Origin of the sequence: Vibrio sp. L3-7 (assembly GCF_963898195.1) — a bacterium.
Classification (GTDB): domain Bacteria; phylum Pseudomonadota; class Gammaproteobacteria; order Enterobacterales; family Vibrionaceae; genus Vibrio; species Vibrio echinoideorum.
On record NZ_CAWQUW010000006.1, the window covers coordinates 125,983 to 150,196 of the forward strand.

6 protein-coding genes are annotated in these 24,214 nt (G+C 45.8%); 1 reads left to right on the plus strand and 5 read right to left on the minus strand.

The features are described from left to right. Window positions 1-11: 11 nt before the first annotated feature. The gene (locus AACW75_RS06755; protein ID WP_145570818.1) at window positions 12-1,454 is read right to left on the minus strand and encodes a TolC family protein; all 1,443 of its coding nucleotides are present in this window, start codon (window positions 1,452-1,454) and stop codon (window positions 12-14) included. Window positions 1,455-1,553: 99 nt separating this feature from the next. Next, the gene (locus AACW75_RS06760; RefSeq protein ID WP_145570697.1) at window positions 1,554-2,018 is read right to left on the minus strand and encodes a hypothetical protein; all 465 of its coding nucleotides are present in this window, start codon (window positions 2,016-2,018) and stop codon (window positions 1,554-1,556) included. Window positions 2,019-2,251: 233 nt separating this feature from the next. On the opposite strand from AACW75_RS06760, the gene AACW75_RS06765 reads away from it, so the two are divergent. Beyond that, complete coding sequence (locus tag AACW75_RS06765) at window positions 2,252-18,772, plus strand: VCBS domain-containing protein (protein WP_145570695.1); 16,521 nt, start codon at window positions 2,252-2,254, stop codon at window positions 18,770-18,772. A gap of 224 nt (window positions 18,773-18,996) precedes the next feature. Here the strand turns inward: AACW75_RS06765 and AACW75_RS06770 are convergent, their stop codons facing one another. The 3 genes from AACW75_RS06770 to AACW75_RS06780 are packed head-to-tail and all read right to left on the minus strand — an operon-like array spanning window position 18,997 to window position 24,198. Further along, entirely contained in the window at window positions 18,997-20,310 is a 1,314-nt protein-coding gene (locus AACW75_RS06770; protein WP_048614198.1) for an HlyD family type I secretion periplasmic adaptor subunit, read from the minus strand. Continuing rightward, window positions 20,303-22,555: an ABC transporter transmembrane domain-containing protein gene (locus tag AACW75_RS06775; protein ID WP_145570693.1), complete on the minus strand. Its 2,253-nt coding sequence runs from the start codon at window positions 22,553-22,555 to the stop codon at window positions 20,303-20,305. Before AACW75_RS06775 ends, AACW75_RS06770 begins: the two co-directional genes overlap by 8 nt. Beyond that, on the minus strand, window positions 22,552-24,198 hold the full coding sequence (locus tag AACW75_RS06780) for an ABC transporter transmembrane domain-containing protein (protein WP_145570691.1): 1,647 nt from the start codon (window positions 24,196-24,198) through the stop codon (window positions 22,552-22,554). Before AACW75_RS06780 ends, AACW75_RS06775 begins: the two co-directional genes overlap by 4 nt. Between the last annotated feature and the right edge of the window lie 16 nt (window positions 24,199-24,214).

Genomic DNA, 24,214 nt, shown 5'->3' on the forward strand with positions numbered 1-24,214 from the left:
TGTCTATTCCCTTATTGATTGGCTGTGTGTTTAGTTGCGCTTGAGTTGAGTTGTGGTTGGTTTACTTGGTATTCAAAGCCACTGACTAACGCTGCCAGTTTGCTGTTAACGATGTTGAGATCGGTGATCAAACGTTGTTGCTCTAACTTAAGCGCCAGCTCATCGGTCGTTGCTAAAATGACATCGTTAAACTGAGCGGTATTGTTTTGATAGCCCCTCTCAACCGCGCTGATTCGCGCTGCGGTTTGAGGAAGCAAGGACGTTTGATAGCGATCTAATCGCTGGATCAGATTTGATCTGTCCACCAGCAATGCGTTGACTTGCGCGTTCATTTGGGAAAGTAAGGTGTCTTTTTGAGATTTAGCCGCACCAACTTGATACTGAGCAGCCGATAAGTTTTTATCTTGTCGGCTCCCTGTAAACAGCGGGATGTCGACTGTCAGATAAGCACTCACAAGATCAGAAGCTGGTTCACCCGCCATGTTATTGGCTTGACGGTGTGCATACATCACTTCCACCCCAAACTGCGGGGTATAAGCTTGCTCGGCTAACTCAACCTGAGTTTGATTGGAGGAAATACTGACATCGGAGATCTTAACCAAAGGATGGTCAGTCAGTAGCTGGTAGTGCTTAGTTGAATCGATATTGGTCGCTAATTTGCTTTCCAACAACGACCAATCGATTTGGTTAGTTGCATTCAGTGTGCCCTGAGAATCAAGAACCTGAGAGCCTAGCCAATCAGAACCCAACCATTCAGAAAGCTGAGAGATTAAGCGGCGCTGAACCTGCTGGTTTGCCTGAAGTTTCTCATCAAGCTTGCTCACTTGGAGCTGAGCATTAAGCAGATCTTGCGCTTCACTTTTACCAATCGAGTAGTTGGTTTGTACATAGTTTTCAAGCTCAACCAACAAACGACGATTTTGACGAATCACCGACTCAGCCTTTTGCTGATAACCTAACTCAAGCCAAAGCTGCGTCATGCTATTCGCAACCGTCAATTCTCTTGCTTGCACCTGCAAAGCTAAAGCATCTGCCTGTTGGCCTGCCTTTTTCTGTTGGAGGTTAAGCGTATCGCCACGCTCAAACTGCTGCATCAACCCTACCGATATATTGGTCATCGGGTCTTCGTCGAATTGAAAGCTATCGACAGGCAAACCGCCAAATCCAACTTTCAATTTCGGGTCCATTAAGGTCGAGCTGGCAATGCCCGTTTCTCGTATCGCTTGAGACTGAGCAAAGTACTGTTTGCGATTTCCATCTTCGCTTAAAGCAATCTCAATCAGTGTATTGAGTTGCTGCGTCGAGCTTGCTTGGTCATGTGCTGAAATGTGTTGAGCATTTGAAGCTGACGCCGTGTTAGCCGCGAGCGTAGCACTTGAAAACAAGGCCATAGGCAAGGTAGCAGCAACCACTAAGCTCGTGTTCATGACAAACACAGAGGTTGTTGGTTTCATATTCACAATGAATGTCCATATCTAGCGCTAATTAGCGCATAAAAAAGAATGGCTTATCAGATTTATCTAACTGATATAGCTGTATTTTTAGATATAGATTTATGCGGAAGGTGGGCGTAGCAAAGATTGTGCACGTGCGACTTTCTGGCCAATCGTGACCGATTGAAAACGAGCTAATGAAAAGGAAAGTTGATCAACGGCTTGAACAGCCTGAATTGGATAGGGACTTGCAGAACACATTGAGGCACAGCAATCGGCACTCGAACAATGGTTACCCATCATCGGACTGCCGTCTTCGCTCATTGAAGACATATCGAATTGAGCCATCAAAGAATGGGCACTCATGTTAGAGTCTTCAGCGTGTACTTCTTCACTCATCACATGACACCCTGCCATTGAATCATTAACCGAAGTATCGCTGTGGTAACAAGCCGACTTGCTCGACCCCATTTCCATCATCATTACTTCAGTCATCAAGGCTGAGGAGCTTGAGGCATAGCTAGACATCAACATCGCAATGATGCTGAAAACAATAATCCAAGTTTTTCGGAATGTGTTTGTCATAGCTTACCTTTGAATTTACAACGCAACTATAAACGTTCCCCTTAGGGTAAGGTCAATCCCATTGTGCCGATATTTACCTGACCGTTGAAAAAGTATTCATCCTCTCTTTCATCAAAATGAGATAATTCTTCGACTTTGCAGTTTTTTCTTTAAAAATTATCCAATTAGCTAGCGAAACCTCTATCTGTGTATTTTACTTAAGACAGTGCAACCACGATTCACGGATGAGAAAAATGGCTAACAAAAAAAACGTCGAAGCAAACAAGAAAAATACAGAAATCAAAAATAAGAAAAGTAACGAGCTAAAACAAAAGAAACCAACACAAAAAAAGAAGCGCAGACTGCATTCACATCTAAAAGTGAATATCCCACTTTTTCAGTCACTCATGATGATTTTGCCATCATTGGCTAAACACGCTGCAGCAGAAAGTATAGACAATTCCAGCGACGCTGCAGATCAAGTAACCGCAAATAACGGGACCGAAAAAGATGTCACCGATGACCATAGTAAGGCGGACTCATCAGCGGTTGTTCATCAAGAAGCTCAGACGAGTGACAGCGACGTAAACTCAACCTTAAGTGCAAGTCATGCCGCCCATGGTTCGAGCTCTCACTTGGTTCCTTCTCATCATTTATCGACGCTTTCTCACCCGCAAGTCCATTACATTCCTTCGGTATCGATGCCGACTATCTCCTCAGGGAGTAACGGTCAGCCGACTCATTCGAATGCGCCTACGACGCCCGCTTTACCCGTCACCTTTATGCCAGAAGTCATAAAAGGTACGTACGGAGAGCTTCATGTTGATGCAAATGGTCAATACACATTCGTATTGAATCCAAATTCTCCTCAATACATCCTGTTAAATCAGCACCAACCAGGTACTGACCATTTTGCATTACATCTATCTAATGGCTCGAGCATCATTGTCCAGATACCAGTAACAGGTAAGCAAGACACACCAAGTATTTCTGGAGACTTAACAGGTGTCGTAACAGAAGATCACAATATTGATTCACAAGGCTTGTTACATGCCAACGGCAAAATCGATGTCATAGACCCTGACCAAAATGAAAGTTCGGTTACACCGGAAGTTATCTCAGGTAAATATGGTTCATTAACTATCGATGCTGATGGACATTGGCAGTATCAAGTTGATAACTCGCTCTCTAATGTTCAAGCTTTAACCGCAGCCACTTCATTGCACGAAAGCTTCACTATTCACACCAAAGACGGCACACCGCAAACCATCGATATGACGATTGGTGGGAACGACGACAACGCCGTTATCACAGGTGTGGATACTGGCACGTTAACTGAAGATTTAACGACACAAGTTCAAGGGCAGCTTTCGGTAACAGATTCAGATCTTGGAGAAGATCATTTTCAGGCATCACAAGTAACTAGTAATTTCGGTACGCTAAGCATCACCAAAGACGGTGCGTGGACATACAATTTAGACAACAATAACCCAGTAGTTCAGGGACTTGGCCAAGGTTCGACTGCGACAGACATCGTCACTGTTCACTCTGCCGATGGCACAGCACATCAAGTTACGGTTACGATTAATGGCACCAACGACCATGCGGTAATCACGAGTAGTACAGCAAATTCACCAAGTTCGTTTTTCGCTATCGGGACAAGTAATGGCTCAAGCCAAGTTACTGAAGATAAAGATCTAACGGTTTCAGGCCAACTCAACATCACCGATATCGACTCAAAAGAGGCGCATTTTTCTAATTCCGACCTCAAGGGGACACTGGGTACTTTACACCTTAAAGACAATGGCGATTGGACCTACGATCTAGATAATAAAAATCCACAAGTTCAGGCTCTTGGTCAAGGTTCTTCGACAACAGATATCATAACCATCCATTCCGCCGACGGCACTCCTCATCAAATCACTATTACCGTTAACGGCACCAATGATAAAGCCGTGATAAGCGGAACCAGTGCCGGCGTGGTAACCGAAGAGTCCCAACTTCAGACCTCGGGCACACTTGCGGTAACGGATGTAGATACTGGCGAAGCGCATTTCTCTAATACCGATATCGTAGGCTCGTTTGGTACGCTACATCTAACCGATTCGGGTTCTTGGACGTACGATCTTGATAATAAAAACCCTGCCGTTCAAGCATTAGGTAAAGGAGCAACCGCTACCGACACCATTACAATTAGTTCTGCTGACGGTACACCGCACCAAGTGACTATCACAGTAAATGGCACCAATGATAAAGCTACTGTCAGCAGTGCGACCGTCGCCATTGATGAAACCGACAAAGCAGTAACTACCTCAGGCACGTTGACCAGTACCGATGTTGATAATCCAGACAATACCTTCACGCCAGATTCTATTTCAGGCACCAACGGTGACCTGACTATTGATGCCAATGGTCACTGGAGCTTCACCGCCAACAGCGCATTTAATCAATTAAATGTCGGCGATAAGGTCGAAGAAACCTTTACCGTCTCTTCCGTTGATGGTACATCGTCGACCATCAAAGTGACGATTAATGGCACCAATGACGCCGCTACTGTCAGCAGTGTAACCGTTGCTATCGATGAAACTAACAAAGCGGTCACTACCTCAGGTACGCTAACCAGTACTGACGTGGATAATCCAGATAACACTTTCACACCGGATTCTATTTCAGGCACCAATGGCGACCTTATTATTGATGCCAATGGTCACTGGAGCTTCACTGCCAACAGCGCATTTAATCAATTAAACGTCGGCGATAAGGTCGAAGAGACCTTTACGGTATCGTCCATCGATGGCACCCCTTCGACGGTCAAGGTCACGATTAATGGCACTAACGATGCAGCGACAGTCAGTACCGCAACAGTCAGTGTGGATGAGACTGATAAAGCGGTAACGACATCAGGAACGTTGACCAGTACTGACGTGGATAATCCAGATAATGCATTTACACCGGATTCCATTAGAGGCACCAACGGTAACCTGACTATTGACACTAATGGTCATTGGACATTCACCGCCAACAGCGCATTTAATCAATTAAACGTCGGCGATAAAGTTGAAGAGACCTTTACGGTATCGTCTGTTGATGGCACACCATCAACCATCAAGGTGACGATTAATGGCACTAACGACAAAGCCACTGTTAGCAGTGCGACCGTCGCCATCGATGAAACCGACAAAGCGGTCACTACTTCAGGAACATTGACCAGTATCGATGTTGATAATCCAGATAACGCATTTACGCCAGAATCCATTATTGGATCTAATGGTGATCTCGCCATTGATGCCAATGGCCACTGGGTATTCACCGCCAACAGCGCGTTTAATCAACTGAACGTTGGCGACAAAGTCGAAGAAACCTTTACGGTGTCGTCTGTTGATGGCACACCGTCGACCATCAAGGTAACGATTAACGGTACTAACGACACCGCTACTGTCAGCAGTGCGACCGTCGCCATCGATGAAACCGACAAAGCAGTAACGACATCAGGTACGCTAACCAGTACTGACGTGGATAACCCAGACAATACCTTCACACCCGACTCGATTACTGGATCTAACGGCGACCTGACTATTGATGCTAATGGCCAATGGACCTTCACCGCCAACAGCGCGTTTAATCAACTAAACGTTGGCGATAAAGTAGAAGAAACATTCACTGTGTCGTCTGTTGATGGCACACCGTCGACCATCAAGGTGACGATTAACGGCACTAATGACGCCGCTACTGTCAGCAGTGCGACCGTCGCCATCGATGAGACTGACAAAGCAGTAACGACATCAGGAACATTGACCAGTACCGATGTAGACAACCCAGACAATACGTTTACTCCGGATTCGATTGTTGGAGCTAATGGTGACCTGACTATTGATGCTAATGGCCAATGGACCTTCACCGCCAACAGCGCGTTTAATCAATTGAACGTCGGCGATAAAGTCGAAGAGACCTTCACTGTCTCGTCTATTGATGGCACACCTTCCACCATAAAAGTCACGATTAACGGTACTAACGACACCGCTACTGTCAGCAGTGCGACCGTTGCTATCGATGAGACCGACAAAGCGGTAACGACATCAGGAACGTTGACAAGTACTGACGTGGATAATCCAGATAATGCATTTACGCCGGATTCTATTTCAGGCACCAACGGTGACCTGACTATTGATGCTAATGGTCATTGGACATTCACCGCCAACAGCGCATTTAATCAATTAAACGTCGGCGATAAAGTCGAAGAAACCTTCACTGTATCGTCGATTGATGGCACACCCTCGACCATCAAGGTCACGATTAACGGCACTAACGACGCCGCTACTGTCAGCAGTGCGACCGTTGCCATCGATGAAACCGACAAAGCGGTAACGACATCAGGAACATTGACCAGTATCGACGTCGATAACCCAGATAACGCATTCACACCGGATTCGATTACTGGCACCAACGGCAACCTCACCATTGGTGCTAATGGCCAATGGACCTTCACCGCCAACAGCGTGTTTAATCAACTAAACGTTGGCGATAAAGTAGAAGAAACATTCACTGTGTCGTCTGTTGATGGCACACCGTCGACCATCAAGGTGACGATTAACGGCACTAACGACGACGCTACTATCAGCAGTGCGACCGTCGCCATCGATGAAACCGACAAAGCAGTCACGACATCAGGAACCTTGACCAGCACCGATGTCGATAATCCAGACAATGCGTTCACGCCGGATTCTATTTCAGGCACCAACGGTGACCTGACTATTGATACTAATGGTCATTGGGTCTTCACCGCCAACAGCGCGTTTAATCAATTGAACGTCGGCGATAAAGTCGAAGAGACCTTCACTGTCTCGTCTATTGATGGCACAGCGTCAACGATCAAAGTCACGATTAATGGCACTAACGATGCCGCTTCTGTCAGCAGTGCGACCGTTGCCATCGATGAGACTGACAAAGCAGTAACGACATCAGGAACGTTGACCAGTACCGATGTAGACAACCCAGACAATGCGTTCACACCAGATTCGATTACTGGCACCAACGGCAACCTGACTATTGACGCTAATGGTCATTGGACATTCACTGCCGACAGCGCGTTTAATCAATTGAACGTCGGCGATAAGGTCGAAGAGATCTTCACGGTGTCGTCCATCGATGGCACCCCTTCGACGATCAAGGTCACGATTAATGGCACTAACGATGCAGCGACAGTCAGTACCGCAACAGTCAGTGTGGATGAGACTGATAAAGCGGTAACGACATCAGGAACGTTGACCAGTACTGACGTGGATAACCCTGACAACACATTCACTCCGGTTTCGCTCACAGGAACCCACGGCAGCTTAACCATTGATGCCAATGGTCACTGGAGCTTCACTGCCAACAGCGCATTTAATCAATTAAACGTCGGCGATAAGGTCGAAGAGACCTTTACGGTATCGTCCATCGATGGCACCCCTTCGACGGTCAAGGTCACGATTAATGGCACTAACGATGCAGCGACAGTCAGTACCGCAACAGTCAGTGTGGATGAGACTGATAAAGCGGTAACGACATCAGGAACGTTGACCAGTACTGACGTGGATAATCCAGATAATGCATTTACACCGGATTCCATTAGAGGCACAAATGGCGACCTGACTATTGATGCTAATGGGCATTGGGTGTTCACCGCCAACAGTGTGTTTAATCAATTGAACGTCGGCGATAAAGTCGAAGAGACCTTCACTGTATCGTCTATTGATGGCACACCGTCCACCATCAAAGTGACGATTAATGGCACCAATGATAAAGCGACAGTCAGTACCGCAACGGTAAGTGTGGACGAGACTGACAAAGCGGCAACCACATCAGGCACGCTAACCAGTACCGATGTTGATAATCCAGATAATGCATTTACACCGGATTCCATTGCAGGCACCAACGGTAACCTGACTATTGACACTAATGGTCATTGGACATTCACAGCAAACAGCGCGTTTAACCAATTAAACGTCGGCGATAAGGTCGAAGAGACTTTCACAGTGTCCTCTGTTGATGGCACACCGTCCAATATCAAGGTGACGATTAACGGTACTAACGACACCGCTACTGTCAGCAGTGCGACCGTCGCCATCGATGAGACTGACAAAGCAGTAACAACCTCAGGCACCCTAACCAGTATCGACGTCGATAATCCAGACAATGCGTTTACGCCGGATTCTATTTCAGGCACCAACGGTGACCTGACTATTGATGCTAATGGTCATTGGGCGTTCACCGCGAACAGTGCGTTTAACCAATTAAACGTCGGCGATAAGGTCGAAGAAACCTTCACGGTGTCGTCCGTTGATGGCACACCCTCGACCATAAAAGTCACGATTAATGGCACCAATGATGCTGCAACGGTGAGCTCAGCTACTGTTGCAGTAGATGAAACCGATACGGCTATTTCAACCTCGGGCACGCTCACTAGTACCGATGTGGATAATACCGATAATGCGTTTACGCCAAATAGTGTTGCAGGCGCTAACGGCGACTTTAACATTGATGCAAACGGTCATTGGACGTTTACCGCGAACAGTGCGTTTAACAGTTTAAATGTCGGCGATAAAGTCGAAGAGACCTTCACTGTATCGTCAGTAGACGGCACGCAATCAACCGTCAAAGTGACCATCAATGGCACTAATGACAGTGCAACGGTGAGTTCAGCTACTGTTGCGGTAGATGAAACCGATACGGCTATTTCAACCTCGGGTACGCTCACTAGTACCGATGTGGATAATACCGATAATGCGTTTACGCCAAGTAGTGTTGCAGGCGCTAACGGCGACTTTAACATTGATGCAAACGGTCATTGGACGTTTACCGCGAACAGTGCGTTTAACAGTTTAAATGTCGGCGATAAAGTCGAAGAGACCTTCACTGTATCGTCAGTAGACGGCACGCAATCAACCGTCAAAGTGACCATCAATGGCACTAATGACAGTGCAACGGTGAGTTCAGCTACTGTTGCGGTAGATGAAACCGATACGGCTATTTCAACCTCGGGTACGCTGACTAGTACCGATGTCGATAATACTGATAATGCGTTTACGCTAAGCACAATCTCAGGCACCAATGGTGACTTTAACATTGATGCAAACGGCCATTGGACGTTTACCGCGAACAGCGCCTTTAACAGTTTAAATGTCGGCGATAAAGTCACTGAAACATTTAATGTTACCTCAACAGATGGTACGCCATCGACGGTAACGGTCACCATTAACGGGACTAATGACAGTGCAACGGTGAGCTCTGCAAGCGTTGCAGTTGATGAAACCGATGCGGCTATTTCAACCTCGGGCACACTCACTAGTACCGATGTCGATAATACTGATAATGCGTTTACGCTAAGCACAATCTCAGGCACCAATGGTGACTTTAACATTGATGTAAACGGCCATTGGACGTTTACCGCGAACAGCGCCTTTAACAGTTTAAATGTCGGCGATAAAGTCACTGAAACGTTTAATGTTACCTCAACAGATGGCACGCCTTCGACGGTGACGGTCACCATCAACGGTACTAATGATAAAGCCGTTATTGGTGGGACAAGCGCTGGACAAGTAACAGAAGAATCAAATCTTCAAACATCAGGCAAGTTGACGGTCACGGACGTAGATACTGGCGAGCAACACTTTTCAAATACAGATATCGTGGGTACTTTAGGAACTTTGCACCTAACCGATAAAGGCGATTGGACTTACGATTTAGACAATACCAATCCAACCGTGCAAGCATTAGGTAAAGGCGCAACAGCAACTGATAATGTCACAGTTCACTCTGCAGATGGTACGCCACATCAAGTCTCGATTACAGTTAACGGCACCAATGATAAAGCGATTATTGCAGGAACAAACACAGGCCAAGTGACTGAAGAATCAGCCCTTCAAACATCCGGTAAATTGACGGTTACTGATATCGATACGGGCGAGCAACATTTCTCCAATACCGATATTGTGGGCACATTGGGTACTTTACATCTTACCGATTCAGGAAGTTGGACTTACGATTTAGACAATACTAATCCGACAGTGCAAGCATTAGGACAAGGTTCAAATACCACTGATATTATTACCGTTAATTCTGCAGATGGTACGCCTCATCAGATTTCTATTACTATAAATGGCACTGATGACAAAGCCGTTATAGCAGGTACTTCAACAGCGAGTATCACCGAGGATAAAGACATTCATGCAGGATTGCTTCGCGTAGATGGTTCACTAACGGTTACCGACGTTGATAATGGTCAGGCACAATTTCAAGGCGAATCGTTGCAAGGTCAATTTGGTACTTTATCCATTAATCACCAAGGTCATTGGACGTATACCGCTGATAACTCACAGCCGATGATTCAAGGGTTAAAAACAGGTGAATCCGTTACCGATACTGTATTAGTTCACTCTGTTGATGGGACTTCACAACAAGTATCAGTAACTATTAATGGTACCGATGACAAAGCTATCATCGGCGGTGTTGATACTGGCGATATTACTGAAAATTCAGCAGGCATCAATATGTCGCCCGACCAGGCTCATGCAGGCATGGCAACCCTAAGGCAAAAAGTATTATATGCTTCGGGTCAACTAACAATATTTGACCCTGATAAAGACGAATCTGAATTTGGCGGGCAAAGTTCAAGCGGATATAACTATCATGGTAGCTATGGCGATCTCATTCTCAACAAAGATGGAAGTTGGAATTATCATGCCGATCTAGGTCATGTTAGCCACATCGGCGGCCGACCAACCACTCGCGGTACTGCCATTGATAAACTTGGCGAGGGACAAAGCCTTACCGACACTATCACAATTCATTCTAAAGATGGCACCACCCATGACATAGTTATTACCATTCATGGTAGTAATGACCGCCCATATTGTTCGTCTGAAGTACAGCTTAATTCAGGAAAAGAAGATACAGCACAAACGTTAACCACTTCCGATTTACTAACGAATACGGTTGATGTGGACGCTAATGATGCCGGTAAACTTACTATTGAAAACTTAGTTTCCGACCATGGATCACTCTTAGATAACAAAGACGGCACATTCACTTTCACACCTGAAAAAGACTACAACGGTGCTGTTCACTTTGATTATGATGTTAAAGATGCTCATAGTGGCGTAACACATACCGGTGCAACCACCACACTATCGGCTGTTAATGATGCGGCAATAGTCAGCGGAGACGTCACTGGCGATGTTTTCGAAGATCATAATATTTATTCTCAAAATCATATTGAAGTAACAGGCCATCTGCTTGTTACCGACCCTGACGCAGGGCAACAAGGCTTCCAATATACTCGTTCCACCACCGTAAGTGATCCCTTTGGCGGATCTTTGCACATAAGTGCTTCAGGTAATTGGGTCTATGACGTAGATAACGCCAAGCTTCAGCATTTAGGGGCTAATCAGGAGGTATTGGTTACTCATCGTGTTTATACGACCGACGGCATAGCACAAGATATCATTATTAAAGTAACAGGTACCAATGATGCACCCGAAGTTTCATCTGAAGTGGTATTACAAACAGGTACTGAAGACACCGATATTATTTTCACTCAGGCTCAATTATTAGCCAACTCGACTGATGTAGATGACAATGATGTAAACCAAATGCATGTCGATTCAGTGATAGCCAATCATGGTTTAGTGACAAAAAATGCCGACGGATCATTCACTTTCACACCAGAGAAAGACTATAACGGTGCTGTTCATTTTAGTTATGATGTTAAAGACGCCCATGGTGGCGTAACACATACAGGTGCAACTACCACACTGTCAGCAGTGAATGACAACCCAGATACACAACCAGTTATTGATAGCATTACAGAAGATACCGATACACATCATGCGGTTAATTTATTAAGTGGTGCTACCGACGTTGACGGTGACTCACTGTCAATAAGCCAAGTGCAAGTTAGTTTTGAAGGAAAAACAGGTCCATTACCAAAAGGGGTCAGTTTTGCAAGTGATGGCCATACCCTCGTTATAGATAGTCACAACCCTACTTTCCAACACCTTAGTGCAGGTCAAAATTCTGATATTGTTGTGCATTACATGGTAGATGATAACCATGGTGGACAAACTGCGGCTGTAGCAACCATCACCATGGTCGGTACGGACGATAAAGCCACCCTCGCTTCCAACATCATTCAGATGACTGAAACACAAGCGATTGATAGCCAACATAATACATTCAGAGGAACACTTCAGCTTATCGACCCAGATAGTGGCGATAACACACAATTTCTCCATAGTGGTAAATATTTGGGTCAAGGTTTTTCTCCAGGTTATTTTGATGTTTTTCCAGACGGTTCTTATCAATTTAGTTTACAAGGAGCCAACAATCGCTATGCGGATGATCGCATTGCTAGTTTGCGAACTGGCGAATCGATGCAGATCCCCTATGAAGTTGAAACCAGTGACGGTCAGAAGCTGACAATAATGGTTAAAGTGATTGGAGAAGATAACCAAGCAAGAATTGAAGTTGCCCCCGGCTCAAGTTTCACTGAACATGCCTTTGAAGATCGCACTTCAGTAAGCACTCCTAATCAAATATGGAGTGGCGGAAATTTACATGTGATCGATCCCGACCATGATCAAGCAGGTTTTATTGCACAAAATATAGCGACACCAGAAGGAGGGAATTTTTACATCAACCCTCGCGGTAACTGGGCTTACACTATCGACAACGCAAAAGTTCAGCATTTGGGCCAAGGCGAATCTTACCAAAAAACATTTTCTGTTGAGTCTATCGACGGCAGCGCACATCAAGATATTACCGTAACGGTACATGGCACCAATGATGTGCCAGTTGTTTCCGCCGAAGTACGCATAGCTTTGGGCATTGAAGACACTAGCATGCAATTGAGCACTGTTGAGTTACTCGCCAACGCAACTGATGTTGACCACAATGATATTGGCCAATTAAGTATTGCAAATTTAGTCGCTGATCACGGCGTCATTATTGACAATAATGACGGCACCTTTAGCTTCAGCCCTGAGAAAGATTATAACGGCCAAGTACATTTCAGCTATGACGTAAAAGATGCACATGGCGGTGTTACGCATACTGGCGCAACGACCACATTAAGCGCAGTTCAAGATAACGCAGTCATTACAGGACAAGATTCAGGCGCTGTGACTGAAGATTTAAACGTTCATTCCGGCAACTTACTCACTCAGGGAACACTGCAAAGCACTGATGTTGATAATCCTGATAATAGTTTTAGTGCTGAAAATATCCATCAACTGGCCGATGGTTCTACCGCACAAGGACAGCTGATGATTGGCGCCGATGGACGTTGGGTCTATCGTATTGATAACGCTTCTGTTCAACATCTTGGCAGTGGTGCAACCCTAACCGAAACGTTTACAGTGCATAGTATCGATGGCACAGAACAGGCAATTGCAGTCACGGTGGTCGGCACCAATGACGCACCAACGTTAAGCGTACAATTATCAGGTCATAGTGCGGGGCAATTACACGGCAGTGATATTGATACTGGTGATCAGATGCAGTACGACACCTTGCAACCTCACGGGCAGTTTGGTCAACTACAGGTTGATTCAACAACAGGGGCATTTAGCTATCAGCAAGCAGCTTCTGTCACGGGCATGAACTTTGACTCAACAACGGGCACTTATAGCGCTAAAGAAGTGTTTGAAGTACGAGTGTCTGATGGCCATGGTGGAGAGTCTCATCAGTTTGTTAGCTTTGATGTCACGGCAACCGTATCTTCGCCAGCAATCACAGGTGGAGTCCCAACGATTACTACACAAATAGCTAACGTTCCGGTCGTCACCGCCACCCAACCTCAACAAATATCCACGACGCCACCGGTTAATAATGTAAACCTCACATTAGCGACAAGTAGCGATAGTGGCACTTCTAGTACTGATCATATTACTAACGATAATACACCTATGGTAACGGGTACGACCGATATTCCATTTTCACAGGTGACGATTTACGAAGGTTCGACGCCGGTTGGGCATGCAATATCTGATGCTAATGGCGATTACAACACTGACCTGACAACCCTGACAGACGGTTTACATAATTTATCAGCAAAAGCGTTGGCGCCTTCATCTGTGTTACCCGCTGTATCGGGGGTGTTAAGTGTAAATGTCGATACAGACACCGTTGCACCTTCTGTTGATTTAGCAGCAACCTCTGATTCTGGTATTTCTAACCATGATGACTTAACCAATCAACATACGCCTGTTATTACAGGTCTTGCAGAAGCAAATGCTGCGATAAGTATTACCGATGAACACGGTAACGTCGTTGCATCAGGAACAACGAACGCAAGCGGGCTGTATCAATTAACCACCAGCAATTTAGCGGAAGGGGATCATACCTTAACCGTTGAAGCAACGGACACTGCTGGTAACCAGCAATCAGCTACGCTGGCGCTGCAAGTCGATTACACTGCACCGACGATATCCAATGTGTATTTATCGACATCCACCACACACCAAACGACTTTTGCGGGCAGTGTCGATATTGATACCGCTCAAGTTGATATTGTCATCAAGCATGGCAACCAAATAGTGGAAACTCTACACGCCACCTTGGATGGAAAAGGCGGTTATAGTGTTGACGCGACTAACTTGCCTGACCAAACGTATACCGCTTATATTCAAGCAACGGATAAAGCCGGTAATCAAACCCCTAGCAAGTTTGATCGCTTTAGCGTTGATACAAAAGCCGATGCCCCGAGTATTAGTTTTGAAAGTACCGGCAGTGATAACCAATATAACGCTGCAGAAGTAGCCGTTGGTGGCGCGGGCACAATCACCGCAATGATTAACATACCCGCTGATGCTGACAAAAGTGATACGTTGTTTATTAATGGCCAAGCGCATGTGATAACCGATGCAGAAATATTAGCAAAACATGTGCTAGTAGAAATAGCACCGGGAGCACAAATCAGCGCTAGCATTACCGACGCTAATGGCAATGCATCAACATTGGCACAGGCAATAGCGCCAACTGCTGACTTAAGTGCAGCCCCATTAACAATCTCACTGGCGCATGATACGGGTGTAGCTAACGATCTGATCACGAACGATGGGCTACTCACCATCAATGGACAAGAAACCGGTGCAACTATTGAGTACTCAATCGATAATGGGAAAACATGGGCATCAAGCTTTACGCCACAACAAGGTAGCAATACCGTGTCGGTGCGACAAACGGATTTTGCGGGCAATGTGTCACCCTCTACCACAGTAACCTATGTGCTGGACACGCAAATTTCAGCCACTGATGATCATAATACAGCCACGGAAGATCAAAATGCCACAGCAACCTCAGGTAATGTCCTTACCAATGATGCTTCTGGAACAACTGTAACGTCAACTGATGTTGCGGGTACCTATGGAACCTATCACTTTCAAACTGATGGCTCTTATACCTATGAGCTTGATAACAGCAAAGTGCAAGATCTTGCTCAAGGCCAAACTCATGACGATCACGCTCAGTATGAGATTACCGATGCTGCGGGTAACGTAACCCATGCTGAAGTTACGACCATCATTACTGGTACTAATGATGCTGCTATTATTTCAGGTCCAGATTCAGGAAGTGTTACGGAAGATGTGACGAATCCACAAGGAAAAATGGTCACTCAAGGCATCTTGACAAGCCAAGATGTAGACAATCAAGACAACAGCTTTCAGTTAGGTGTGATTCATACTCAATCAGATGGAACTCCTAGCTGGGGAGGGCTCTTAATCTCTAAGGGGGGGCATTGGGCCTTTACTGCAGATAATGCTCAAGCACAATCCTTAGGAGCGAATGAAACTCGTGTAGAGCATTTTACGGTACACAGTGAAGATGGAACCGCTCATGATATTGAAATTACCATTAAGGGAACCAATGATGCCCCTGTTGTTTCATCCTCTGTTACGCTTACTGCAGGAACCGAGGATACAGATGTCACCATTCAAGCGACAGACCTTCTCGCAAACACTACCGATATTGATCATAACGATGCCGGGCAGTTAACAATAGGCACAATTACCGCTGACCACGGAACGATTACAGATAATAACGATGGGACCTATACGCTCCATCCCGACGCCAATTATAATGGACAGGTAGCACTTACATATAATGTGGTTGATGGTCATGGTGGCTCAACGGCGACGGGTGCTAATATTAATTTAGCGGCCACTAGTGATAGTGCTACATTTACCGGAACTGATACGGGAGCTATTACAGAAGATATACATGTTTCATCAAGTAATTCTCTCAGTGTCTCTGGAACTATGAGGGTTGTCGACCCCGACGCCGGTGAAAATCACTTTCAATACAGTCAATTTGGTGAGACCCCTATATCTGATCCCTTTTCTGGTACACTGAGAATATCTAGTGTCGGTTCTTGGGGCTATAGTGTTGATAATGCGAATCCTGCATTACAAGCACTGGGAGCAGGAGAGACAAAAGATGTTATCTATGAGGTTCGCTCAGTAGATGGTACCACGCATCAAATAACGATTACTGTTCACGGCACTAACGATACTCCAACACTTTCAGCTCAAACTCAAGCGGTGACAGAAGATGGTTCAGCTCTTCATGGACAGATGGCTGCTACTGATGTAGATCACGGTGCGAAACTTACTTTTTCAGCGCCTAGCTCCGTTGATGGCTTAACTTTCAACCAAGATGGTAGTTACTCCTTTGATCCTTCCCACGCATCGTATCAGGCGCTTGGAGCAGGTCAAGATCAGACATTAACAGTTCCAATCACCGTGACAGATGAACAGGGTGCACATAGTACGCAAGATTTGACTATCGTTGTTCATGGAACCGATGATGGAGCTGTGATTGCCGGTCAAGATAAAGCTAGTATCGTAGAGGATACTAATACTAATTTACAAGATGCAATTGTTGTTTCGGGTAAGCTTACAGTTTCTGATCCTGACACTGGTGAAGATCATTTTCAGTATCATGGATTTAATAGAACAGCCCTTACAGGTACATACGGAAAATTGAATATTGATGCCGATGGCACGTGGGGGTATACCACTGATAATGCGCAACTGCAGTCGTTGTCAGAAGGTGAGCATGTAACGGATAGGATAACAGTTCACAGTGCTGATGGAACAGCTCACGATATCGTTATAGAAATCGAGGGAACCAATGATGCCCCTGTTGTTTCATCCTCTGTTACGCTTACTGCAGGAACCGAGGATACAGATGTCATCATTCAAGCGACAGACCTTCTCGCAAACGCTACTGATATTGATCATAACAATGCCGGGCAGTTAACAATAGGCACAATTACCGCTGACCACGGAACGATTACCGATAATCACGATGGCACCTATACCCTTCATTCCGATGCGAACTATAATGGCCAGGTGTCACTTTCCTATGATATTCAAGATGCTCACTCTGGTTCAGTGACAACTTCGGCTTCTGTGACCTTAGCCGCAGTGACACCACAACTCACTATTGCCCTTGCCAATGATACGGGTTCAAGTAGTTCGGACCACGTTACACAGGATGGTACCCTTGTTATTGGGGGGCAAGAAGCGGGATCTAGTGTTGAGTACTCTATTGATGCTGGCCAGAATTGGACAAACTCCTTTGCTCCTCAAGAGGGAAGTAATATGGTGACGGTACGACAAACCGACAGCCATGGCAATAGTTCAATACCCAGTACACTCTTCTTTACGCTTGATACTCACGCCGGTAATCCTACGGTTTCCTTTGAATCGTCCGGAGCAGATCACCTCTACAGTCAATCAGAAATTGGAGCCGACGGTACCATTACCGGCACTATTGATCTTCCCACAACCGCGAAGATTGGTGATACGCTACACATTAATGGTGTTGATCATGTCATCTCACAAACTGACTTGACCGCAGGTAAGGTAGACCATGAAGTGCACCCCGGTGACCCTCTTATGGTAATCCTTACCGATACTGCTGGTAATAGCTCTCACTTTCTTGCGTTAAGCGCCGATGGTGAAATGCAAACCAGTGTTCCCTCGTCACCTATTGGAACAGGAACAGGTACAGTGCCTATGTCTCCGGTGGTGCAAGCTCAGCATGTCTCTGGTAGTAATGGAGTGACTATTCATTCCACAGATACTCACGGAGGATTTGCCCTCACCCAATATGGTGGAGCGGATATCCGTTCACCCTATGGAACAGCTCATATTGACCCGCAATCAGGGCACGTTGGTTTTCAGCCCATAGGAACAGGAAACCCCCATACCGCTCATCAAGGACATTTTGAGATCTTCCAACATGGACAACATGTAGCTGATGTGGATGTGACCAGTTATAACCACAATCACCAACCATCGCAGATTCAAGTCACGCCAGTAGTCGCACCACCGCCTCCACCACCTGTACCAGTGCAGCATGATGAACCTGATTTCAGCCATGATACCAATGCAGACTTATCTTTCACCGTTGATGATCATAGTATTGTTGTATCCGATAGTTTGCATCAACAAGCGAGTGAACATGTTCATCAACCTACCGGTGCAGCCGCTTACCTGGATGCATTGGGCATTAAACCCGATGCGACATCGACAACGGTTCACGATCAACCTGCGGATATGGATATCGTACTAGCGCAAGTTGACCATCAAGATGCAACGACACATGACCAAGCGCACTTGGATATGTCAGACGCGCTGGAACACCATGATGCAAACATCAACCATAACCAAGATGATGAGCATCACCACCACGATATAGATGGGTTACCGGACATAGATCCTAACTCATAACTTCAAGTGTAAGGTGCCTAATGCTTAGTGCCTAGTGCTAGTGCTAGTAACTTACCACTTAAACTCTAGGCAAACACAATCGGGAGCATTAATTGCTCCCGATTGTTTCTCTCTAAAGAACATAAAAACTTGAAAAAACGACAATCAAAAAGGGAGCACATAATGTGCTCCCTTTTTATTATTTGCTGTTGTTATTCGTTTACTCTCAACACTCTATATAACGATTACCTTTCACCAAATGCGACACTGACATTGGTGTAGATCGGTTTCCATAAATACTGGAAAACGGACTTCTCACCAGTTGTAATATCTACCTCGCCCGTCATACCTGGCAAGATAGAAAAGCTCTCCGGATTATCACGGAAATAAGGAACATCCACCGAGACGACGACTTCATAATAGATCTCGCCACGTTCACTTTGACTTGTGGTCGGTGAAATACTCTCAACCGCCCCTTTTAGCGCCCCAAAGCGGCTGTAATCAAACGCATCAATCTTGATACGAGTCGGCTGCCCTACACTCACAAAACCAATATCTCTTGGTGACAAACGAGCTTTAAAGTCGGCTTTCCCGCCAACAGGAACAATTTCAACCACTGTCCCACCCGGCTGAATAACACCTCCGTTCTGTGTACTTGGCAGGCTTTGCACCAAACCTTGTAGCGGCGACACTAACATGGTGTTGGTCAGTTTCGCTTGGCTTGAACGTACTCTGGCGTTCAGGGCTGACAAGTCAGAGACGGCTTTAGAACGATCATCGCTCACTTTAGCTTTCGCCTCCGCCAGAAGCTGTATAATTTTTTGGTCATTACTGTCAGCTTGTCTAATCAATACCGACTTCTTGCCACGAGCTTCTTCAATTTTCTGCTCAATACTGGCCAGTTTTTGACGCATTTCAAGCACACGTAAGCGTGAAATGTTACCCGACTTATAACCCTTTTCTAGTATGTTCAACTCTTGCTTAGTCGCATTTAACTCTTTCTCATAACTAGGCAAGGCCTTTTCTACGCTACGAAGCTGCTCTGCAATTTGCTCGCTCTCTTTCTCAAGCACCACACGCTTTTGGAAGTAGAGGGCTTTTTGCGCGTTTAGCTGCGCTTTTTGTTGGCTGACGATCTCTGGGTAATCGACCTCAAACTCAGCAAGGTTAGGCTCACGTTGCTCAAGCAGCGCATTCATACGTTCCACACTGGCTAGAAGCGTCACTTGTTGGGACTTTAGCTCTTCAAGGGCGGTACGCTGGAAAGTGGCATCAAACTCAACAAGCGGCTGGCCTTTCTCAACCAACTGCCCTTCTTTAACGAGAATTTGCTTTAACTTCCCGCCAATCGCGCTTTGTAATACTTGCTTCTCGCCTTCTGGAATCACAGCACCTTTGGCTTTGGCGATTTCATCAACTTGAGTGACTACAGACCAAGTGGCAAAAGCAATAACACATAAGGCAACCGACCATGTGGCCAGCGCCAATGTACGAGCCGTATTTTGTGATTCAACAAGTTCACCGTAGCGCTTGCCCTTCTCGATAGATTGTTTAGTCATTAGCGACTCCTTGCTTAGACTCTGATTGTTCTTGTTGGGCTGCATTTTGTTGAGCAGAAGCCTCTTGAGTTGACGGCTGTAGCTCTTGAGATAACGGTTGCTCAGATAACTGCGGTTCTTGAGAAGCTTGAGGCTCTGAAGGCTGTCCCTGCTTCGAAGACTGTTCCGGCTCTAATGGGCCTGCATAAACCACTGCACCTTCATTTAATACCACCACTTTATCGGCAAGCTTGATTAAATCCGGATCGTGGGACGTGTAAATCACCGTTGCTTTTCCTTTTTTCGATTGCACAAACTCACCAAATATACGTTTAGCATTTGGGTGAGCATCAGGCACAGGGTTATCCATTAAGAACATGGGGTAGTCATAAACCAGCGCTTTCGCGTCAATGAGGATCTGAGCGACGCTGCCAGACAACATGTCAAAAAGGCTGTCCGGCTGAATACTGCTGATGGAAGTATCGAGCCCACCGGATAATGTCTCGAACCAACGCTTTCCGCCCACCATTTCAATTGCAGAGATCATTTTCTGATCTTCGACTTTGTGACCGTCGTTTAGCCACTCTCGAATACTCAGCGTAAGCAAATCAGGATATGCGGCTCGAATGAAACACCAGTGGCGATAAAGCTGCGGATCGTATTGAACGAGGTTAACGCCTTCAAGCTCGACCATGCCGTTTTGGATAGGCTGTAAGCCAGACAGCACTTCAATTAATGTTGATTTACCGCTCCCAGAAGGGCCGGTAATCGCGACAATTTCACCGGCTTCAATATCAAAACTCACACCATTCAAGGCCGGGCGACTCTGTTTGGGATAGCGCAGTGTCACTTGCTCTAATTTCAAATTAGGCGCTACCACAGGTAACGGGTGATGCTGGTAACTGAATTCACGCTCAGACGGCTGAGACAAAATACGGTTCACTTGCAGCTTGGATTGATTAAAGCTATTAAAACGCATCGCACTGTTTGCCAACACCTGAGCAGGACCCGTCACCTTAGATATCAACATCATTGAAGCAATCAAACCACCAGGGGTCATCACTTGTTCAAAAATAAGTCCTATTCCTAACCCCATCACGGCGAGTGTCGAGCCCACACCAATGAAATAGTAAATCGAGGTGTACCGACTCTGGAGAACCGATTGATTAAAGGTCACTGTTGAAGCAAGAAGATTGGCCTTTTTGAAGCGTTGAATCCAGTGCTCTGAGAATCCAGCACTGCGAATAAAGGCAAGCTTGGATGACAGCTCATTAGTCATGTTTTGACGATTCGTACCTGCCACTGTCGATTGCATAGAGCGCTTGCTGCTAGAGCGTATCGAGCGTTTTGCTAGCAAGTAATAAAGGATTAAAGAGACGACTGGAACCAGAACCAACCATCCGCCTAAAAGACCTATCGCAAGTACAAAAATAAGAATGAATGGCAGATCAAACAGCGCATTTCCTAATGGCCCCGATAGCACACCTGAAATACGCTCTGACAGCATCACTTGGTTTTGCTGACTAGAAGAAGCTGTTTGCTGATTTTGAGCATAGCTATTACGAAGCAGACGCTGCACGAGGGATTGAGAAATCTCACGACTTACTCGGTTGGAAACTGAAGCAAACACTCGGCTACGTAATGTTCTCAACCAACCCATCATCACAAACAACAACGCCGCGCCAATGGCGATACCTTGCAACTCATGCCCTGCATCACCACCAATCACATGGTCATAAACCGACATCGTGATGAAGGGAACAGCAAGCGCAAATAAGTTAGTGATAAAGCTGACCAGCAGCAATTTAGGAATGATGGGACGAAACGCATGTAACCGTTCGCCAACCCAATCAGGAGAGGCCTTCTCTAATGGTGGCCCTTCGATAACGATGCAAAACTGTGGGATCTGGGTAATGTCGTCATTGGCATTAAAGGCAACAAATTGCTTGGATTCTAAATGACCAGAGACCAGCTCATGTTCACCAAGTACCAGTAAGACCAATTTATGTTCACCAACTTCATCTAGGTTGGCAACCAAGCGATAAGGCAGTGCAAGCCTGTCGAACAAGGCAAACATATCGTCGATTGATTCAATGCCATTTTCATCGACCCATTGATGTGCGAACAACTGGATATTAGCATTAACTTCCAACTGCTTAAGAACGGAAAGGCTCTCGGTTTCTAAATGATTCATCACCTCTTGTCGACCATTCGTACCTGCACGGTTGTTCGTACCTGAAGGGTTACCAATATCTAAACGATTCATACGACGGCCTCCTGATTGCTCTCGCTGTCGACCGTAATAGCTCGACTTTCCACTGTAATGATTCGATTAGCCAATTCGCGAAGCTTCGAATGGTAGCTCACCATCAGTATCGTGCGTCCTGCCGTTACTTCTTCTTCCAACACCTTAGCTAGATTCCCAAGGGAGTCTAAATCAAGTGAAGAATCCGGCCTTTCCAACATGATTATGGGTTTATCACTTGCCAATTGAGCCGCGATATTGAGCATTTTCACGTTACCCATACTCAACAAAGAAGCACTCGTATGGCCAATTTGTGTCTCTAGTCCATCGGGTAATCGAGTAATCTCTTTGGTTAAACCCAAACGCTTTGCATAGTCACTGGCGCTTTGCGTTTTCTCAGGGTCAAACCCGCACAAGTTGTCGAGAATAGTACCCGACACCAACTGCCCTTTAACGCCACAGTAGGCCGCAATATTGGTTACGGATGCGATTGAAACTGCAGCTCCGTTAATGAAGCACTCCCCCGCTTTTAGATCATCAATACCTGCAATCGACGACAATAAATGACTGTTGGTGTGGCGATCCTCACTCTCTAACAATACCAACTCACCTTTATTCAAGGTGACATCTGGATGAGAGAGTTCACCGTATCTTTCAACGGTCGCTTGCTGAATTTCCAACGTCTCAAAGTCAGATAAGTGGTTCTCAGCTTGCTCAGAATCTGAAGAGTCCGATAGTGATAAGTCACTCAATTTTTCTATTGCCTGATTGGCACTGTGTATTGAATTAAGCTTGATTCTAACCCCAACTAGAGCACTCAAAGGCGCAACCGCTCTGCCAGATAAGATAGAACATGCCGCCAATCCACCAGTGGTTAACTGGCCATCCAACACCCATAAGCTGCCAGTAATCACGAGTAAAACTGACGTCGCTAATGCGGCAAGTTGAATACATTCTTGGGCGAAGGCGTTCTGTTCTTCTTCTCTCGCTTTAGACTGAGAGCGAACATTATTGAGGGATTTAAATTGATTGAAGATTCGAGACTCAACAGCCTGACGTTTGATTCCTTGAATGGTTTGGCTTAGCAAAATTAAAAACGCTTTTCGCTCCTGCTCATCTTGGGAAGCTTCTTCACTTAGGCTTTTAACGCGAATAGAAGATAACCAAACAATTCCGAGAGTAATCAGCCAAACTGCCAAAGGTATCGCCACCAGCTCACCGCCGATGTAAGCCACCAAACCCAAGAAGATCAATGCGAAAGGCAAATCAATAAAGCCTGCAATCACACCACCGGAATACCAATCTTTGACTTTGGATACAGAGCCGAGTCCTTCTTCTACACCGCCAACACCTAAATGACGAAGATGACTTGATGAAGCATTAGTCACCCTTTCAACCATGGTTTGATAGGTCGCTTTCTCGGTATTACTGGCCGCAGCAGACAAAAGCCAAGTTCGCACAAACCGAATTAGCGCTTCCATAGCGACAGCCAACGTCGCACCCGCTAATAACAGAGTGGCAGTCCCATAACTCTGGTTAGGTAAGATACGATCGTAAATTTGTAAAACCGTTAGCGGAACGGCGAGAGAAAGAAGATTTATGAGCAAAGAAGGCAGTAGGACTTTCCCCACCACCCCTTTGTTTTTCATTGAACTTGCGGGCATACACAATCCTTATCCA

Excerpts from the sequence above, each read along its gene's own strand:
- AACW75_RS06755 (WP_145570818.1), bottom strand. The coding sequence starts at position 1,454 with ATGAAACCAACAACCTCTGTGTTTGTCATGAACACGAGCTTAGTGGTT.
- AACW75_RS06760 (WP_145570697.1), bottom strand. The coding sequence starts at position 2,018 with ATGACAAACACATTCCGAAAAACTTGGATTATTGTTTTCAGCATCATT.
- AACW75_RS06765 (WP_145570695.1), top strand. The coding sequence starts at position 2,252 with ATGGCTAACAAAAAAAACGTCGAAGCAAACAAGAAAAATACAGAAATC.
- AACW75_RS06770 (WP_048614198.1), bottom strand. The coding sequence starts at position 20,310 with ATGACTAAACAATCTATCGAGAAGGGCAAGCGCTACGGTGAACTTGTT.
- AACW75_RS06775 (WP_145570693.1), bottom strand. The coding sequence starts at position 22,555 with ATGAATCGTTTAGATATTGGTAACCCTTCAGGTACGAACAACCGTGCA.
- AACW75_RS06780 (WP_145570691.1), bottom strand. The coding sequence starts at position 24,198 with ATGCCCGCAAGTTCAATGAAAAACAAAGGGGTGGTGGGGAAAGTCCTA.